The sequence below is a fragment of the Streptomyces sp. P13-3-3 genome (genome assembly GCF_050571355.1).
Lineage (GTDB): Bacteria > Actinomycetota > Actinomycetes > Streptomycetales > Streptomycetaceae > Streptomyces > Streptomyces althioticus.
Genome location: NZ_CP192228.1, coordinates 5,571,617 through 5,585,798 on the forward strand (window position 1 = coordinate 5,571,617; position 14,182 = coordinate 5,585,798).

General features: G+C 73.5%; 15 protein-coding genes. 10 read left to right on the forward strand and 5 right to left on the reverse strand.

Going from position 1 to position 14,182, the window contains the following annotated elements; translation table 11 throughout:
• The first annotated feature begins 84 nt into the window (after window positions 1–84).
• The 5 genes from ACQZOG_RS25075 to ACQZOG_RS25095 all read left to right on the forward strand — a co-directional run bounded on the left by ACQZOG_RS25075 (window position 85) and on the right by ACQZOG_RS25095 (window position 4,248).
• Window positions 85–1,629, forward strand: coding sequence for an IucA/IucC family protein (locus ACQZOG_RS25075; RefSeq protein WP_430741894.1), 1,545 nt, complete (start codon window positions 85–87; stop codon window positions 1,627–1,629).
• A 121-nt stretch (window positions 1,630–1,750) separates the two neighbouring features.
• Window positions 1,751–2,704 carry a TerC family protein gene (locus ACQZOG_RS25080; RefSeq protein ID WP_354793668.1) on the forward strand — a complete coding sequence of 318 codons (954 nt, stop codon included), beginning with the start codon at window positions 1,751–1,753 and terminating at the stop codon, window positions 2,702–2,704.
• Between the two features lie 20 nt (window positions 2,705–2,724).
• A complete protein-coding gene (locus ACQZOG_RS25085) occupies window positions 2,725–2,982 on the forward strand; it encodes a hypothetical protein (RefSeq protein ID WP_354793670.1) in 258 nt (85 codons plus the stop codon).
• A gap of 76 nt (window positions 2,983–3,058) precedes the next feature.
• Window positions 3,059–3,973 (forward strand): HipA family kinase, encoded by a 915-nt coding sequence (locus ACQZOG_RS25090; RefSeq protein WP_354793742.1) that lies wholly within the window; start codon window positions 3,059–3,061, stop codon window positions 3,971–3,973.
• Window positions 3,970–4,248 carry a SelT/SelW/SelH family protein gene (locus ACQZOG_RS25095; protein WP_037642474.1) on the forward strand — a complete coding sequence of 93 codons (279 nt, stop codon included), beginning with the start codon at window positions 3,970–3,972 and terminating at the stop codon, window positions 4,246–4,248. The genes ACQZOG_RS25090 and ACQZOG_RS25095 overlap by 4 nt, the downstream gene beginning before the upstream one ends.
• 25 nt (window positions 4,249–4,273) lie before the next feature.
• Here the strand turns inward: ACQZOG_RS25095 and aceB are convergent, their stop codons facing one another.
• Both aceB and ACQZOG_RS25105 read right to left on the reverse strand, forming a co-directional pair.
• Window positions 4,274–5,899, reverse strand: coding sequence for a malate synthase A (gene aceB, locus ACQZOG_RS25100; RefSeq protein WP_354793672.1), 1,626 nt, complete (start codon window positions 5,897–5,899; stop codon window positions 4,274–4,276).
• A 153-nt stretch (window positions 5,900–6,052) separates the two neighbouring features.
• Window positions 6,053–6,652 carry a nucleotidyltransferase family protein gene (locus tag ACQZOG_RS25105; protein WP_354793674.1) on the reverse strand — a complete coding sequence of 200 codons (600 nt, stop codon included), beginning with the start codon at window positions 6,650–6,652 and terminating at the stop codon, window positions 6,053–6,055.
• 206 nt (window positions 6,653–6,858) lie between these two features.
• Here ACQZOG_RS25105 and ACQZOG_RS25110 point away from each other — a divergent pair, with 206 nt between their 5' ends.
• Window positions 6,859–7,173: a DUF5955 family protein gene (locus tag ACQZOG_RS25110; protein WP_058917272.1), complete on the forward strand. Its 315-nt coding sequence runs from the start codon at window positions 6,859–6,861 to the stop codon at window positions 7,171–7,173.
• 160 nt (window positions 7,174–7,333) lie between these two features.
• Here the strand turns inward: ACQZOG_RS25110 and ACQZOG_RS25115 are convergent, their stop codons facing one another.
• The gene (locus tag ACQZOG_RS25115; protein WP_430741821.1) at window positions 7,334–8,137 is read right to left on the reverse strand and encodes an IclR family transcriptional regulator; all 804 of its coding nucleotides are present in this window, start codon (window positions 8,135–8,137) and stop codon (window positions 7,334–7,336) included.
• Window positions 8,138–8,375: 238 nt separating this feature from the next.
• On the opposite strand from ACQZOG_RS25115, the gene allB reads away from it, so the two are divergent.
• Complete coding sequence (allB, locus tag ACQZOG_RS25120) at window positions 8,376–9,713, forward strand: allantoinase AllB (RefSeq protein WP_430741822.1); 1,338 nt, start codon at window positions 8,376–8,378, stop codon at window positions 9,711–9,713.
• 31 nt (window positions 9,714–9,744) lie between these two features.
• Window positions 9,745–10,860, forward strand: a complete 1,116-nt coding sequence (alc, locus tag ACQZOG_RS25125) for an allantoicase (RefSeq protein WP_430741823.1) — start codon at window positions 9,745–9,747, stop codon at window positions 10,858–10,860.
• A gap of 68 nt (window positions 10,861–10,928) precedes the next feature.
• Here alc and ACQZOG_RS25130 read toward each other — a convergent pair whose 3' ends face one another.
• Window positions 10,929–11,681, reverse strand: coding sequence for an SDR family NAD(P)-dependent oxidoreductase (locus tag ACQZOG_RS25130; RefSeq protein WP_430741824.1), 753 nt, complete (start codon window positions 11,679–11,681; stop codon window positions 10,929–10,931).
• 178 nt (window positions 11,682–11,859) lie between these two features.
• Here ACQZOG_RS25130 and ACQZOG_RS25135 point away from each other — a divergent pair, with 178 nt between their 5' ends.
• Entirely contained in the window at window positions 11,860–12,297 is a 438-nt protein-coding gene (locus ACQZOG_RS25135; protein ID WP_037642483.1) for a ribonuclease domain-containing protein, read from the forward strand.
• Window positions 12,298–12,354: 57 nt separating this feature from the next.
• On the opposite strand, the gene ACQZOG_RS25140 is transcribed toward ACQZOG_RS25135, so the two are convergent.
• On the reverse strand, window positions 12,355–12,558 hold the full coding sequence (locus tag ACQZOG_RS25140; protein WP_033273831.1) for a hypothetical protein: 204 nt from the start codon (window positions 12,556–12,558) through the stop codon (window positions 12,355–12,357).
• A 179-nt stretch (window positions 12,559–12,737) separates the two neighbouring features.
• Here ACQZOG_RS25140 and ACQZOG_RS25145 point away from each other — a divergent pair, with 179 nt between their 5' ends.
• Window positions 12,738–13,985: a sensor histidine kinase gene (locus tag ACQZOG_RS25145; protein WP_359495744.1), complete on the forward strand. Its 1,248-nt coding sequence runs from the start codon at window positions 12,738–12,740 to the stop codon at window positions 13,983–13,985.
• Window positions 13,986–14,182 lie beyond the last annotated feature (197 nt).

A 14,182-nucleotide genomic window follows, 5' to 3' on the forward strand; every position in this document is an offset into this window, starting at 1 on the left:
AAGGTGGGACGTACGAAGGGACGATGCCAGACATACTGATCGTCTCCGCCGGACAGACGTAGGGAACCAGAACGCGTGGACCTGATGCCCCCGCCCGCAGACGACGACGCGGCGACCCGTGCGGACCTGGCAGGGCGCGCCGACGCCCATGCGGCCGTGCCGCTGCTGAACTGCCTGTTGCGCGAAGTGGCCGAACCCCTCCCCGGGCCCGCCCGCCCGGACGGCCCGCGCACCTACCGCCTGCCCCGCAGCCGGCGGTTGCTGCGCGTGCACGGCGCCCGCCGTCCCACCGCGCCCGAGGTGCACACCGCCGGTTCCTGGCACCGCCTCACCCACACGGAACTGGTCAAACTCGTCGCCGAGGAACTCCGCCGGCACACCGGGCGCTCCAACCACGAACTGCCCGCCGAGATGCTCGACAGCCGCGACGCCGTCGCCGCGCTGCTCGCCGCCCGCGACCGCGCCGACCCTCCCGGCGACCTCTACCTGCGCTCCGAGCAGTCCCTGCTCACCGGACACACCCACCACCCCGCCCCCAAGGCCCGCGGCGGCGGCCCCGCGGCCACCTGGCTGCCGTACGCGCCCGAGGCGTACGCCCGCTTCCCGCTGACCCTGCTGGGCGTGCGCGAGGACACCCTGGTGGACGAGGGTGACACCGCCGCCCTGGACCGTCTCGGCGCCGCCCCGCCCGGCTACCGGCTGCTGCCCGCCCACCCCTGGCAGCTCGACCTCGCCGCCGACGACCTCGCCCCCGCGTTCGCCGACGGCCGCCTGCTGCGGCTCGGCGGGACGCCCTGGCCGGTGTGGCCCACGGCCGCCGTCCGCACCGTCCACGCGCCCGCCGAGGACCTCTTCCTCAAGTTCAGCCTCGACGTGCGCATCACCAACGACGTCCGCCGCCTGTGGCGGCACGACCTGGCACGCCTGCGCGCCACCGACACCGCCGTACGGGACGCCTTCGAGGACGCCCCGGCGGGCGGGGCCTGGCTGAGCGACCGGGGGCACCGCACCGCGGACTTCGCCGTCGAGCAGCTCGCCGTGGTCGTCCGCGACGGGTTCCGCGGCCGGCTGGTCCCGGGCGCCACCCCCTGCCTGGCCGCCGCCCTCGTGGAGGGCTTCGACGGCGACCCGCTCGCGGCCACCGACCGTCCCGACACCTGGTGGGAGGCCTACCTGGCCCGGGTGGTGCCCCCGGCGCTCGCCGCCTTCCACGGGCACGGGGTCGTCCTGGAGGCGCACCTGCAGAACACGCTGATCGCCGTCGACGTCGACGGCATGCCGGCGCAGGCCCTCTACCGCGACGCGGAGGGCGTGAAGCTGCTCGCGTCCCCGCACCGCCCCGACGGCCTGCCCACGGTGACACGGGAGGCCGGGTGGGAGCGGCTGGTGTACTGCCTGGTCGTCAACCACCTCATGGAGATCGCCGCCGCCCTGGCCGACCACCACCCCGGCCTCGACCCCTGGCCCGCGGTCCGCCGCGAACTGGCCCGCCACGACCTCCCCGAGATCCCCGCCCTGCTGACCGCGCCCACCCTGCCCGCCAAGACCAACCTCCTCCTGCGCTGGGCCGCGGCCGACGGCGCCGACGCCCGCTACCGGCCGCTGCCCAACCCGCTGTCCGGCCACTGAGCGTGCCCCGCGCGCAGCGCGACGGGAGGCGACCGCCGTCCGGATGCCTCAGACTCGGGGGCGGGGCCGCGGGGAAGGCCCGGGGGCCCGCCGCCCGACCGCGCCCTGAGGAGGCCGGCCCGTGCATGACGTGCCGTTCTGGCTGTGGACCGTGTTCGTCGTCATCGTCGTCGCGTCCCTCGCGGTCGACCTCTTCGCGCACCGCTCCGCCCATGTCATCGACTTCCGCGAGGCGGCGGCCTGGAGTGCCGGGTGGATCGGCCTGGCCATCCTCTTCGGAGGGCTGGTCTTCCTCGTCGTCGGCACCGACGCGGGCGTGGAGTACACCACCGCGTGGCTGCTGGAGAAGAGCCTGTCCGTCGACAACCTCTTCGTCTTCGCGCTGATCTTCAGCTACTTCCAGGTGCCGCGCGCCTACCAGCACCGCGTGCTGTTCCTCGGCGTCCTGGGCGCCCTGGTCTTCCGCGGCCTGTTCCTCGCCGCCGGTGTGGCCGTGGTCAGCCGCTTCACCGCCGTGCTGTACGTCTTCGCCGCGATCCTCTTCTGGAGTACCTACAAGATCCTCAAGGGGGAGGACGAGAGCTTCGACCCGGGGAAGAGCGTCGCGGTCCGGCTGCTGCGCAAGGTCGTCCCCGTACGCGACGAGTACGCGGGCCCGCACTTCTTCGTGAAGGAGGCGGGCAAGCGGGTGGCGACCCCGCTGCTCGCGGTCGTCGCCGCCATCGAGGCCGCCGACCTGGTCTTCGCCGTCGACAGTGTGCCCGCCGTCCTCGCCGTCAGCAGCGACGTCTTCATCGTCTACACCAGCAACGCCTTCGCCATCCTCGGCCTGCGCGCCCTGTACTTCATGCTGGCCGGCCTCCTCGACCGCTTCCACTACCTCAGCGTCGGCCTCGCGCTGATCCTCGCCTTCATCGGTGTCAAGCTGGTCCTTCAGGCGACCCACGAGACGGTCAGCACCGCCGTCCCCGAGATCCCGTCCCTGGTCAGCCTGGCCGTCATCGTCGTCGTCCTCGCCGTGTCGATCGCGGTGAGCGTGCTGCGGCCGCCGGCCGAGCATGACAAAACCGGGTAAAGCGGGCGTAAAGTGGGGGTATGAGCAGCGACCGCAAGCGCGACGGGACCCGGCCCACCGAGCTGTTGTGCGCCTCGTGCGGCAGGCCGGTGGAGACCGTCGTCACCCGGCACAAGACCTTCGGCATCAACGTCCCGCAATGGCGGGCCGGCCCCTGCCACAACCCCGACTGCGCCGACTACGTCCCCGAAATGGTCCCGGCGGACACCCTCCGCCGCCCCGGGCAGGGAGAGCGGCGGACGCAGGAACGCCGTAAGGAGGCAGGTCCGCACGCCTGACCGTCCCCGCCGCCGCCCCTCCGCGCGCGGTTAGGATTCCTGTCCGACGTCGTACGAGGATGGGGTGGCCCACAGCATGCTGAAGCAGGTCACCGCCACCCGTTACGTCCAGCCCTTGCACTCCGGGGGCTCCGTGCCGGGCGTCGTCGAGGCGGACGACCTGGGCACCTACGTCGTCAAGTTCACCGGCTCCGCGCAGGGCCGCAAGGCGCTGGTCGCCGAGGTGATCGTCGGCGAGCTGGCGCGGGCGCTCGGCCTGCGCTTCCCGGAACTGGTGCTGGTGCGCTTCGACCCGGCGATCGCCGAGGACGAGCCCCACCAGGAGGTGCGCGACCTGCACACCGCCAGCGCCGGGATCAACCTCGGCATGGACCACTTGCCGGGGGCCCGGGACTTCACCCCCGAGGCGGCCGAGACGTTCACCGTCGATCCCCTGGAGGCCGGGCGGATCGTGTGGCTCGACGCGCTCACCGCGAACGTCGACCGCACCGTGCACAGCTCCAACCTGCTGCTGTGGCCGACCCTCGGCGTCGCCCCGCCCCGGCTGTGGCTGATCGACCACGGCGCCGCGCTCGTCTTCCACCACCGCTGGGACGCCGGCGACCCCACGAAGGCGTACGACTTCCGCCACCACGCCCTCGGCCGGTACGGGCCCGACGTGCGCGCCGCCGACGCGGAGCTGGCGCCCCGGGTGACGGAGGAGCTGCTGCGGTCGATCGTGGACGAGGTGCCCGATGCCTGGCTGGACGGCGAGCCCGGGTTCGCCTCGCCCGAGGCGGTCCGCGCCGCGTACGTGGACCACCTGCACGCGCGGGCACGGGCGTCCGGCGCGTGGCTGCCCCTCGACTTCCCCACGGCCGACCAGATCGCCGCGGAGAACGCCCTCCGCGCGGCACGGACACAGCGGGGCCGCCCGGCCTGGCTCAAGCAGGTGCCCGACCTGCACGGCCGGCCGGCGGTGGAACAGGACGGGACGGTGCACCTGCGATGACGACCGGCGCGCGGCGCGTGGAGATCGAGTACTGCACCCGGTGCCGCTGGCTGCCCCGGGCGGCCTGGCTGGCGCAGGAGCTGCTGACGACCTTCGAGCAGGAGCTGACCGAGCTGGCGCTCAAGCCCGGCACCGGCGGCGTGTTCGTCGTCCGGGTCGGCGACGAGGTCGTCTGGGACCGGCGCGAACAGGGCTTCCCGGAGCCGACGGCGGTGAAGCAGGCCGTACGCGACCGAGTGGCCCCGGGGAAGACCCTGGGCCACTCGGAGAAGTGAACCTGCTCAGCAGTTTTGAGGCGCGTCAGCCCTTGAGCTGCTCGTACGCCGGCAGCGTCAGGAAGTCCGCGTAGTCCTCGTCGAGGGCTACCTTCAGCAGCAGGTCGTGCGCCTGCTGCCAGTTGCCCGCCGTGAACGCCTCGTCGCCGATCTCCGCGCGGATGTTCGCCAGCTCCTCGGCGGCGACCTTGCGGGCCAGCTCGGCCGTGACCCGCTCGCCGTTGTCGAGCACCACGCCCGCGTTGATCCACTGCCAGATCTGGGAGCGGGAGATCTCCGCGGTGGCCGCGTCCTCCATCAGGTTGAAGATGGCCACCGCGCCGAGGCCCCGCAGCCACGCCTCGATGTAACGGACGCCGACCTGCACGGCGTTGACGAGACCCGCGTACGTGGGCTTCGCGTCGAGCGAGTCGATCGCGATCAGGTCCTCGGCCTTGACGTCGACGTCCTCACGCAACCGGTCCTTCTGGTTCGGCCGGTCGCCGAGCACCCGGTCGAAGGACTCCATCGCGATCGGCACCAGGTCCGGGTGGGCGACCCAGGAACCGTCGAAGCCGTCGTCCGCCTCGCGGTCCTTGTCCGCCTTCACCTTCTCGAAGGCGACCTTGTTGACCTCCTCGTCCCGGCGGGACGGGATGAACGCCGCCATGCCGCCGATCGCGTGCGCGCCGCGCTTGTGGCAGGTGCGGACGAGGAGTTCGGTGTACGCCCGCATGAACGGGGCGGTCATCGTCACCGCGTTGCGGTCCGGCAGCACGAACTTCGCCCCGCCGTCACGGAAGTTCTTGACGATGGAGAACAGGTAGTCCCAGCGGCCCGCGTTCAGGCCGGAGGCGTGGTCGCGCAGCTCGTAGAGGATCTCCTCCATCTCGTACGCGGCGGTGATCGTCTCGATCAGGACCGTGGCGCGGACGGTGCCCTGCGGGATGCCCAGGTGGTCCTGCGCGAACACGAACACGTCGTTCCACAGCCGCGCCTCGAGGTGCGACTCCGTCTTCGGCAGGTAGAAGTACGGTCCCTTGCCGAGGTCGAGCAGCCGCTTGGCGTTGTGGAAGAAGTACAGGCCGAAGTCGACCAGCGCGCCGGGCACCGGGGTGCCGTCGGGGCCGGTGAGGTGGCGCTCGTCCAGGTGCCAGCCGCGCGGGCGCATGACGACCGTCGCCAGCTCCTCGTCCGACCGCAGGGCGTACGTCTTGCCCGTGCGCTCGTCGGTGAAGTCGATGCGGCGGGTGTACGCGTCGATCAGGTTGAGCTGGCCGGTGACCACGTTCTCCCAGGTGGGCGCGGACGCGTCCTCGAAGTCCGCGAGCCACACCTTCGCACCGGAGTTGAGCGCGTTGATGGTCATCTTGCGGTCGGTGGGGCCGGTGATCTCGACGCGGCGGTCCTCCAGGGCCGGCGGGGCCGGGGCGACCTTCCAGGAGTCGTCGGCGCGGATGTCCGCCGTCTCCGGGAGGAAGGCGAGGGTGGAGGTGCGGGCGATCTCAGCGCGGCGCTCCGCGCGCCGGGCGAGCAGCTCGTCACGCCGGGGCGTGAACCGGCGGTGCAGCTCCGCCAGGAAGGCGAGGGCCGTCTCGGAAAGGACCTCCTCCTGCCGGGGCAGGGGCTCGGCGTCGACGATGGCCAGCGGGGACGGCGCTGGTGCGGACATCAGCTGTCACTTCCTTCGGCGTGCGGGGGGCACCGGGTGCCGGGCGACCCGGGTAGGGCGGGAGAGGCCGCTGCGCCGGGCACAGGGCTTCTGATCAGTGGATAGTAGTTTCCTCATGGTGGAAGTTCAATGTTTTGTTGATGTCGAGAGTCCTCATTCGAGGTGGGCCAGATCCGCCTCCGTGTCGATGTCGTACGCCTCCGCGACATCGCCGCACTCGACCCGTTCCACGGCGTCCGCGTGTTCCTTGAGATAGGCGCGGGCGCCCCGGTCGCCGGTGGCCGTCGCGGCGATCCCCGCCCAGTGGGCGGCCCCGAACAGCACCGGATGGCCGCGGACGCCGTCGTACGCCGCCGAGACCAGCGAGCGCGGCGACCGGTACGCGCGCCGCACCCGGGCCACCGCCTCCGGTCCGATCCCCGGCTGGTCCACCAGCAGCACCAGCGCGGCCCGTGCACCCGTACCGGCGAGCGCGTCGAGGCCTGCCCGCAGGGACGTGCCCATGCCGCGCTCCCAGTCCGGGTTGTCCACGAGCAGGCAGTCCGGCAGTTCGGCGCGGGCGCGCACCTCCTCGGCGCGCGCCCCCAGCACCACGTGCACGCTCGCGCAGCCGCCCGCGCGCAGCGCTTCCGCCGCGTGCTCCACCAGGAGCCGCCCGCGGTGGGGGAGCAGGGCCTTGGGGCGCCCGCCGAGGCGGCGTCCGCCGCCGGCCGCCAGCAACAGGCCGGCCACCCGGTTCTCGTCGTCCGTCATGGGTCCTGCATACCCCACCCGAGGCCGCCCGTCCGGGCGCCCGGCGGAAGGGTGCCTCGGGCCACGGTGTCACGCTGTGGAACAAGTCGATGACGCAGCGGACTGGCGCAAAGGCCCCGGGGTGGCGTTTACTGGCGCGCACCGGTCCGCGGGGGCGCGTCGGGCCGGTCAGGGGAGGCGCACGACGACCTGCCAGGGGGAGGACCGTGTTGCGAGGCGTGGACCAGAGGTGTGTGCCCGGCAGTCAGGTGGATCCGCGGGTGGCGGAGCTGCGCTCCGCAGTGGCCCGGTTACGCCGCCAACTGGCCGCACACCGTGCGGAGTTCCTGGACCGGAGCATCGCGGAGGAGGCGCTCGCCACGCTGGCCGGACTGGCCGCCGCCGACCACCCCGACATCCCGATGCTGCGCCGCTCCCTGCTGCTCGTCGCGGGAGCCATCGGCTCGGTGAGCGCGCTGGGGGACGGGCTGCGTCAACTCCGTGAGGCGGTCGACCTCTTCGGGACGTCACCCCGGGCGTGACGTACGGACGTTCGGGGCGTGGGTCCGGCGGGTGATCCGTGCGGCGCGCCTCCGACGCGGGGTGAGCGCGAGGTGCCTCGGGCCGGGGAAGGACGGTGCGGGCGCCCCGGCCTCGCGGCGGTCGCGGTTCGCCCCGCACCCGACACGGCCGCCGGAGGCCTCAGGCGGCCGGACCTCCCGGGTTCGCCAGCGCCTCCGACAGCTCGCGCGCGATCTCCTGCAGCACCGGCACGATCCGCTCCGTCGCCGACTCCGTGACGCGGCCCGCCGGGCCCGAGATGGAGACGGCCGCCGCCGTGGGCGCGTCCGGCACCGGGACCGCCAGGCAGCGCACGCCGATCTCCTGCTCGTTGTCGTCGATGGCGTAGCCCTGCCGGCGCACCTCCTCCAGCGCGGCAAGGAAACCCTCGGGCGTGGTGATGGTCTTGTCCGTGGCCGCGGGCATGCCCGTACGGCCCAGCAGCGCCCGCACATCCTCCGGCGGGAACCCGGCCAGCAGCGCCTTGCCGACGCCCGTGGAGTGCGGCAGCACCCGCCGGCCGACCTCGGTGAACATCCGCATCGAGTGCTTCGACGGCACCTGCGCCACGTACACGATCTCGTCCCCGTCCAGCAGGGCCATGTTCGCCGTCTCGCCGGTCTCCTCCACCAGCCGCGCCAGATACGGCCGCGCCCAGGTGCCCAGCAGCCGGGAGGCCGACTCGCCGAGGCGGATCAGGCGCGGGCCGAGCGCGTACCGCCGGTTGGGCTGCTGGCGCACGTAGCCGCAGGCGACCAGCGTGCGCATCAGGCGGTGGATCGTCGGCAGCGGCAGACCGCTGCTGGCGGACAGCTCGCTCAGGCCGACCTCGCCGCCCGCGTCCGCCATCCGCTCCAGCAGGTCGAAGGCGCGCTCGAGGGACTGCACGCCGCCACTGGCGGCGGGCCGGGCGGAGTCGGTGGTGCTGGCGCTGGACGTCGGCACGGCGCGGTTCCTTTCGGGGCTGGCAGGAGGTCAGAAGCCTACCCGGCGGCCGGTCGGCGGCCCGCTTGTGCGGAGCTACGTTCTGTGTGACGGAATGGTAATTCCGCCTTGTGGAAACGTCCAGACTTCGCGCTCGCGCCGCGGTGACGGCGGGAGCACCCTTGACGCGGTGAGGTCCGGGGGCAACACTCCTTCAACAGAACGTTGAATTTTCCGGCGGACCTGCAGGAGGCTCCGGGTGCCCGACGTCCAACTGGTGCTGCGCTCGACCCGCGTCGTCACCCCCGAGGGGACGCGCGCCGCGTCCGTCGCCGTGGCCGGCGGCACCGTCACGGCCGTCCTGCAGCACGACGCGCCCGTCCCCGACGGCGCCCGCCTGGAGGACCTCGGGGACGACGTGCTGCTGCCCGGTCTCGTCGACACCCACGTGCACGTGAACGACCCCGGCCGCACCGAGTGGGAGGGCTTCTGGACCGCCACCCGCGCGGCCGCCGCCGGCGGCATCACCACGCTGGTCGACATGCCGCTCAACTCCCTCCCGCCCACCACGACCGTCGACCACCTGCGCGTCAAGCGGAAGACCGCCGCCGACAAGGCGCACGTCGACGTCGGCTTCTGGGGCGGCGCCCTCCCCGACAACGGGGCCGACCTGCGCCCGCTGCACGAGGCGGGGGTCTTCGGCTTCAAGGCGTTCCTGTCGCCGTCCGGCGTCGACGAGTTCCCCCACCTCGACGACGACCACCTCGCGCGCGCCCTGCGGGAGATCGCCTCCTTCGACGGCCTGCTGATCGTGCACGCCGAGGACCCGCACCAGCTCGCCGGCGCCCCGCAGCGCGGCGGCCCCCGCTACGCCGACTTCCTCGCCTCCCGCCCCCGCCGCGCCGAGGACACCGCCGTCGCGCGACTCCTCGAACAGGCCCGGCGGTTCGACGCCCGCGTGCACGTCCTCCACCTCTCCTCCGCCGACGCGCTGCCGCTGCTCGCCGAGGCCAAGGCGGACGGCGTCCGCGTCACCGTCGAGACCTGCCCCCACTACCTCACCCTCACCGCCGAGGAAGTCCCGGACGGGGCGAGCGAGTTCAAGTGCTGCCCGCCCATCCGCGAGGCCGCCAACCAGGACCTGCTCTGGCAGGCCCTGGCCGACGGCACCGTCGACTGCGTCGTCACCGACCACTCCCCGTCCACCGCCGACCTCAAGACGGACGACTTCGCGACCGCCTGGGGCGGCATCTCCGGCCTCCAGCTCAGCCTCCCGGCCGTCTGGACCGAGGCCCGCAGACGCGGCCACACCCTGGAGGACGTGGTCCGCTGGACGTCGACGCACACCGCCCGGCTGGCCGGCCTCGAGGCACGCAAGGGCGCCATCGCGCCCGGCCACGACGCCGACTTCGCCGTCCTCGCCCCCGACGAGACCTTCACCGTCGACCCGGCCGCACTCCAGCACCGCAACCGCGTGACCGCCTACGCCGGACGCACCCTGCACGGCGTCGTCAGGTCCACCTGGCTGCGCGGCGAACGCGTCCTGTCCGACGGGGAGTTCACCGCACCGAAGGGCCGTCTGCTCACCCGGCCCTGAAACGACACACGAAAGGCAGGACCACATCACCGTGACGGCGATCGAGACCTTCACCGGCGACGCCGGCCCGTACGGCGGCGGCGACCCGTACGCGGACTACCGCACCGCCGACTTCCCCTTCACCCACCTCGCCGACCTCGCCGACCGCCGGCTCGGCGCCGGTGTCATCGCCGCCAACGACGAGTTCTTCGCCCAGCGTGAGAACCTCCTGCTGCCCGGCCGCCCCGTCTTCGACCCCGAACGCTTCGGGCACAAGGGCAAGATCATGGACGGCTGGGAGACCCGGCGGCGGCGCGGTGTGTCGGCCGGCCACCCCTGGCCCGCAGACGACGACCACGACTGGGCGCTGATTCGCCTCGGCACGCCCGGCGTCGTCCGCGGCATCGTCGTCGACACCGCCCACTTCCGCGGCAACTACCCGCAGGCGGTCTCGGTCGAGGGCGCCGCCGTCGACGGCTCCCCGTCGCCCGAGGAGCTGCTCTCCGGCGACGTGAAGTGGACGACGCTGGTACCCCGCACCCGCATCGGCGGCCACGCGGCCAACGGCTTCGCCGTCACCGCCGAACAGCGCTTCACCCACCTGCGCCTCAACCAGCACCCCGACGGCGGCATCGCGCGCCTGCGCGTCCACGGCGAGGTCGTCCCCGACCTGGCCTGGCTCACCGCGCTCGGCACCTTCGACGTCGTCGCCCTGGAGAACGGCGGCCGCGTCGAGGACGCCTCCGACCGCTTCTACTCGCCCGCCGCCAACACCATCCGGCCCGGCCGCTCCCAGAAGATGGACGACGGCTGGGAGACCCGGCGGCGCCGCGACCACGGCCACGACTGGATCACGTACCGCCTGGTCGCCCAGTCGCAGGTCCGCGCGCTGGAGATCGACACCGCCTACCTCAAGGGCAACGCCGCCGGCTGGGCGTCGGTGTCCGTGCGGGACGGCGAGGACGGCGACTGGCGGGAGATCCTGCCCCGCACCCGCCTCCAGCCCGACACCAACCACCGCTTCGTCCTCCCGGACCCCGCGGTGGGCACCCACGCGCGCGTGGACATCCACCCCGACGGCGGCATCTCCCGCCTGCGCCTCTTCGGCACCCTGACGGACCGGGGGACGGCCGCGCTGGAGGCGCGGAGGCAGGAGCTCGGGGGCTGAACCCCGTGCCGGGCGCCCGCCGTCGGGCAGCGGGCGCCCGCCTTCCGCCGACGGGCGCCCGGGGCCGGTCAGGCCGCGTGGCCGCCGTCCACCGCCACCTCCGCGCCCGTCACGTACGCGGCGCCCGCGAGGTGGACGATCGTCTCCGCCACCTCCTCCGAGGTGCCGAACCGGCCCAGCGCGGTGGCCGCCGCCTGGCCTGCCGCGTAGGGGCCGTCGGCCGGATTCAGCTCCGTGTCGGTCGGCCCCGGATGGACGATGTTCGCGGTGATCCCGCGTTCGCCCAGCTCCCGCGCCAGCGCCTTGGTGAGCCCCACCAGCGCCGCCTTGCTCATCGCGTACAGGGTCCCGCCGGGGCCCGTCACCCGCTGCGCCATGCACGAGCCGACCGTGACGATCCGGCCCCCGCGCGGCATCACCGCGGCCGCCGCCCGCGTGGTCAGGAAGACGCCGCGCACGTTCACCGCGAGCACCCGGTCGACGTCGGCGGGGGAGAGGGACTCCATCGGGCCGAGCGCGCCGATCCCCGCGTTGTTCACCAGTACGTCCAGCCGGCCCAGCTCCCGCACGGCCGCGCTCACCGCGGAGGCCGCCTCGTCCGGGTCGCCGGCGTCCGCGCGCAGGGCCACCGCGCGGCGCCCCAGCGCCTCGACGGCCCGTACGACCTCCTCCGCCGCCTCCTTGCCGTTCACGTACGTCACCGCGACGTCCGCGCCCTCCCGGGCGAGCCGCAACGCCGTCGCGGCGCCGATGCCGCGGCTGCCGCCGGTCACCAGCGCCGCCCGGCCGAGCAGGGTCTTCTCCGTGGTCTGTGTGGTCATACATCCATCTCAGCCGCCGGCCCGGCAGAGCGCTGGCGGCGATCGGACGTCGACCTGCCGCGCCGTCACCCGGTCCCGCACACCCTCGTGTTACGTCACGGGAAACTCATCGGACCGCACCGAAAAATCCATGTACTTGACATTGACATGCCAGTGTCTACGCGCGTCATCATGGAGTATGCGATTCCCCCCACGAGCGGCCCGGTCCGGGGCCGCAGCAGCCTTCCTGTCCGTCCTTCTGCTGGGCGGCGGCGGAGCGCTCTCCGCGCCGGCGGCCCACGCCGCCCCCGCCAGCCCCGTCGCCGCGTCCGCCGCGCCGTCCGTCCTGGCGGTCGGCGACATCTGCTACGGCGACCTGCCGTCCGAGGCGCACGACACCCTCGACCTGATCGAACAGGGCGGCCCGTTCCCGTTCGAGCAGGACGGCACGGTCTTCCAGAACAGGGAGGGCATCCTCCCCGACCAGAACACCGGCTACTACCACGAGTACACGGTGATCACGCCCGGTTCCCCCACCCGTGGCGCCCGCCGGATCGTGACCGGTGAGGAGAACCAGGAGGACTACTACACCGCCGACCACTACGCCTCGTTCGACCTGGTCGACTACTCCTGCTGACCGATCGTCGGTTCCTTCGGTTCGTGACCGACCGTCGGTTCCTGGCCGCCCGGCGGCTCACCCGCCGGGCTTCCGGGTCTCCGCGACGGCGAACAGGGCGACGCCCAGCACCAGCAGGGCGACGCTCGCGTAGATCTCGTACCCGTCGAAGAACCCGGTCCGCCGCACCAGGCCCCAGTTCCAGTCGGTGAACTCCGTCACCAGACCGGCCACGCCCTGCAGCACGGCCACGAACCCCACGATCTCCAGCAGCTTCCTCATGCCCCCGACTCTCGCCCCGCGGACCCCCCACCCACATCGGCCGCGGGGCGAGGCCTTTCCGACCGAGGTGGACGGCCTTCCGAGCCCGGGACGCCGAAAGTCTGAGAGCCTGCGACTTTCGTCGACGATTCCGGCCCGGAGGGGCCGCGCCCGGACTCCACTGCATAGATTTGTCGACCGTGACCGATGACAAGGCGGCGAGGACCGCGCCCGTGTACACGGGGCCCAGGTGGTTCTTCCCGTCCGCCCTCATCCACGAGCTGGACCCCGACGCCGGCCGCTCCGGCCGCCGCCCCCGGCGTACCGCCCGCGACTGGGTCGTCGACTTCTCCTGCTTCCTGCTCGCGGTGCTCATCGGACTGCTCGGCGCCGAGACGCTGGAGAACTCCGACCTTCCCCGGGCGTTGAGCGTCGCCGACCAGGTCCTCGGCGCGCTCTCCTGTGCCGCGGTCTGGCTGCGCCGCCGGTGGCCGTTCGCCCTGGCCGCCGCCATGGTGCCGGTCAGCTTCGTCTCCGAGACCTCCGGCGGGGTCGCGGTCATCGCCCTGTTCACGCTCGCCGTGCACCGGCCCTTCCGGTACGTGGCCTGGGTGGCCGGCGCGCAGCTGGCGCTGGTGCCGCTGTACTTCTGGTGGCGCCCCGACCCCGACCTGCCGTACGCCGCCGTCGTCATCCTCTTCGTCGTCATGACGGGCGCCGTCGTCGGCTGGGGCATGTTCGTCCGGTCCAAACGGCAGCTCATGCTCAGCCTGCGCGACCGGGCCCGGCGCGCCGAGACGGAGGCGCGGCTGCGGGCCGAACAGGCGCAGCGGCTGGCCCGCGAGGCCATCGCGCGGGAGATGCACGACGTGCTCGCGCACCGGCTGACGCTGCTCAGCGTGCACGCGGGCGCGCTGGAGTTCCGGCCGGACGCCCCGCGCGACGAGATCGCGCGGGCGGCCGGGGTGATCCGGGAGAGCGCGCACGAGGCACTCCAGGACCTGCGGGAGATCATCGGGGTGCTGCGGGCCGGCGACAGCGAGGACGCGGGGCGGCCGCAGCCGACGCTGGCGGCGCTGGACACCCTCGTCGCCGAGTCCCGTCAGGCGGGCATGAAGGTCGCCCTGGACCAGCGGGTCGCCGACGCCGCCTCCGTCCCCGCCTCCGTCGGGCGCACCGCCTACCGCATCGCCCAGGAGGGCCTGACCAACGCCCGCAAGCACGCCCCCGGCACGGAGGTCACGGTCTCCGTCACGGGCGGCCCGGGTGAGGACCTCACCGTGCGGGTCCACAACCCGCCCCCGGAAGGGGACGTTCCCCCGGTTCCCGGCGCGGGCCAGGGCCTGATCGGCCTGAGGGAGCGGGCGACGCTGGCGGGGGGGTCCCTGGAACACGGGCGGACGCCGGGGGGCGGCTTCGAGGTGAGGGCACGGCTGCCGTGGCGCTAGACGTGGGGCGCCTCACGGCACCTTTGCAGTGCGCGTCGGTTGCAGTTCCGTGCCTGCGGCTCAGGGGGGCTTCGCCATGTCGTACGCGGGGTGCGGGCCGTTGGGGTTGGTCGCGCAGTTCCCCGCGCCCCTTCGGGGCGCCGCCGTCTGCGGGCAGTCGTGCCGCGGGGGCGGCACGGGTGGGCGCAGGCGGCACC

Excerpts from the sequence above, each read along its gene's own strand:
- ACQZOG_RS25075 (WP_430741894.1), top strand. The coding sequence starts at position 85 with ATGCCCCCGCCCGCAGACGACGACGCGGCGACCCGTGCGGACCTGGCA.
- ACQZOG_RS25085 (WP_354793670.1), top strand. The coding sequence starts at position 2,725 with ATGAGCAGCGACCGCAAGCGCGACGGGACCCGGCCCACCGAGCTGTTG.
- ACQZOG_RS25090 (WP_354793742.1), top strand. The coding sequence starts at position 3,059 with ATGCTGAAGCAGGTCACCGCCACCCGTTACGTCCAGCCCTTGCACTCC.
- ACQZOG_RS25095 (WP_037642474.1), top strand. The coding sequence starts at position 3,970 with ATGACGACCGGCGCGCGGCGCGTGGAGATCGAGTACTGCACCCGGTGC.
- aceB (WP_354793672.1), bottom strand. The coding sequence starts at position 5,899 with ATGTCCGCACCAGCGCCGTCCCCGCTGGCCATCGTCGACGCCGAGCCC.
- ACQZOG_RS25105 (WP_354793674.1), bottom strand. The coding sequence starts at position 6,652 with ATGACGGACGACGAGAACCGGGTGGCCGGCCTGTTGCTGGCGGCCGGC.
- ACQZOG_RS25130 (WP_430741824.1), bottom strand. The coding sequence starts at position 11,681 with ATGACCACACAGACCACGGAGAAGACCCTGCTCGGCCGGGCGGCGCTG.
- ACQZOG_RS25135 (WP_037642483.1), top strand. The coding sequence starts at position 11,860 with ATGCGATTCCCCCCACGAGCGGCCCGGTCCGGGGCCGCAGCAGCCTTC.
- ACQZOG_RS25140 (WP_033273831.1), bottom strand. The coding sequence starts at position 12,558 with ATGAGGAAGCTGCTGGAGATCGTGGGGTTCGTGGCCGTGCTGCAGGGC.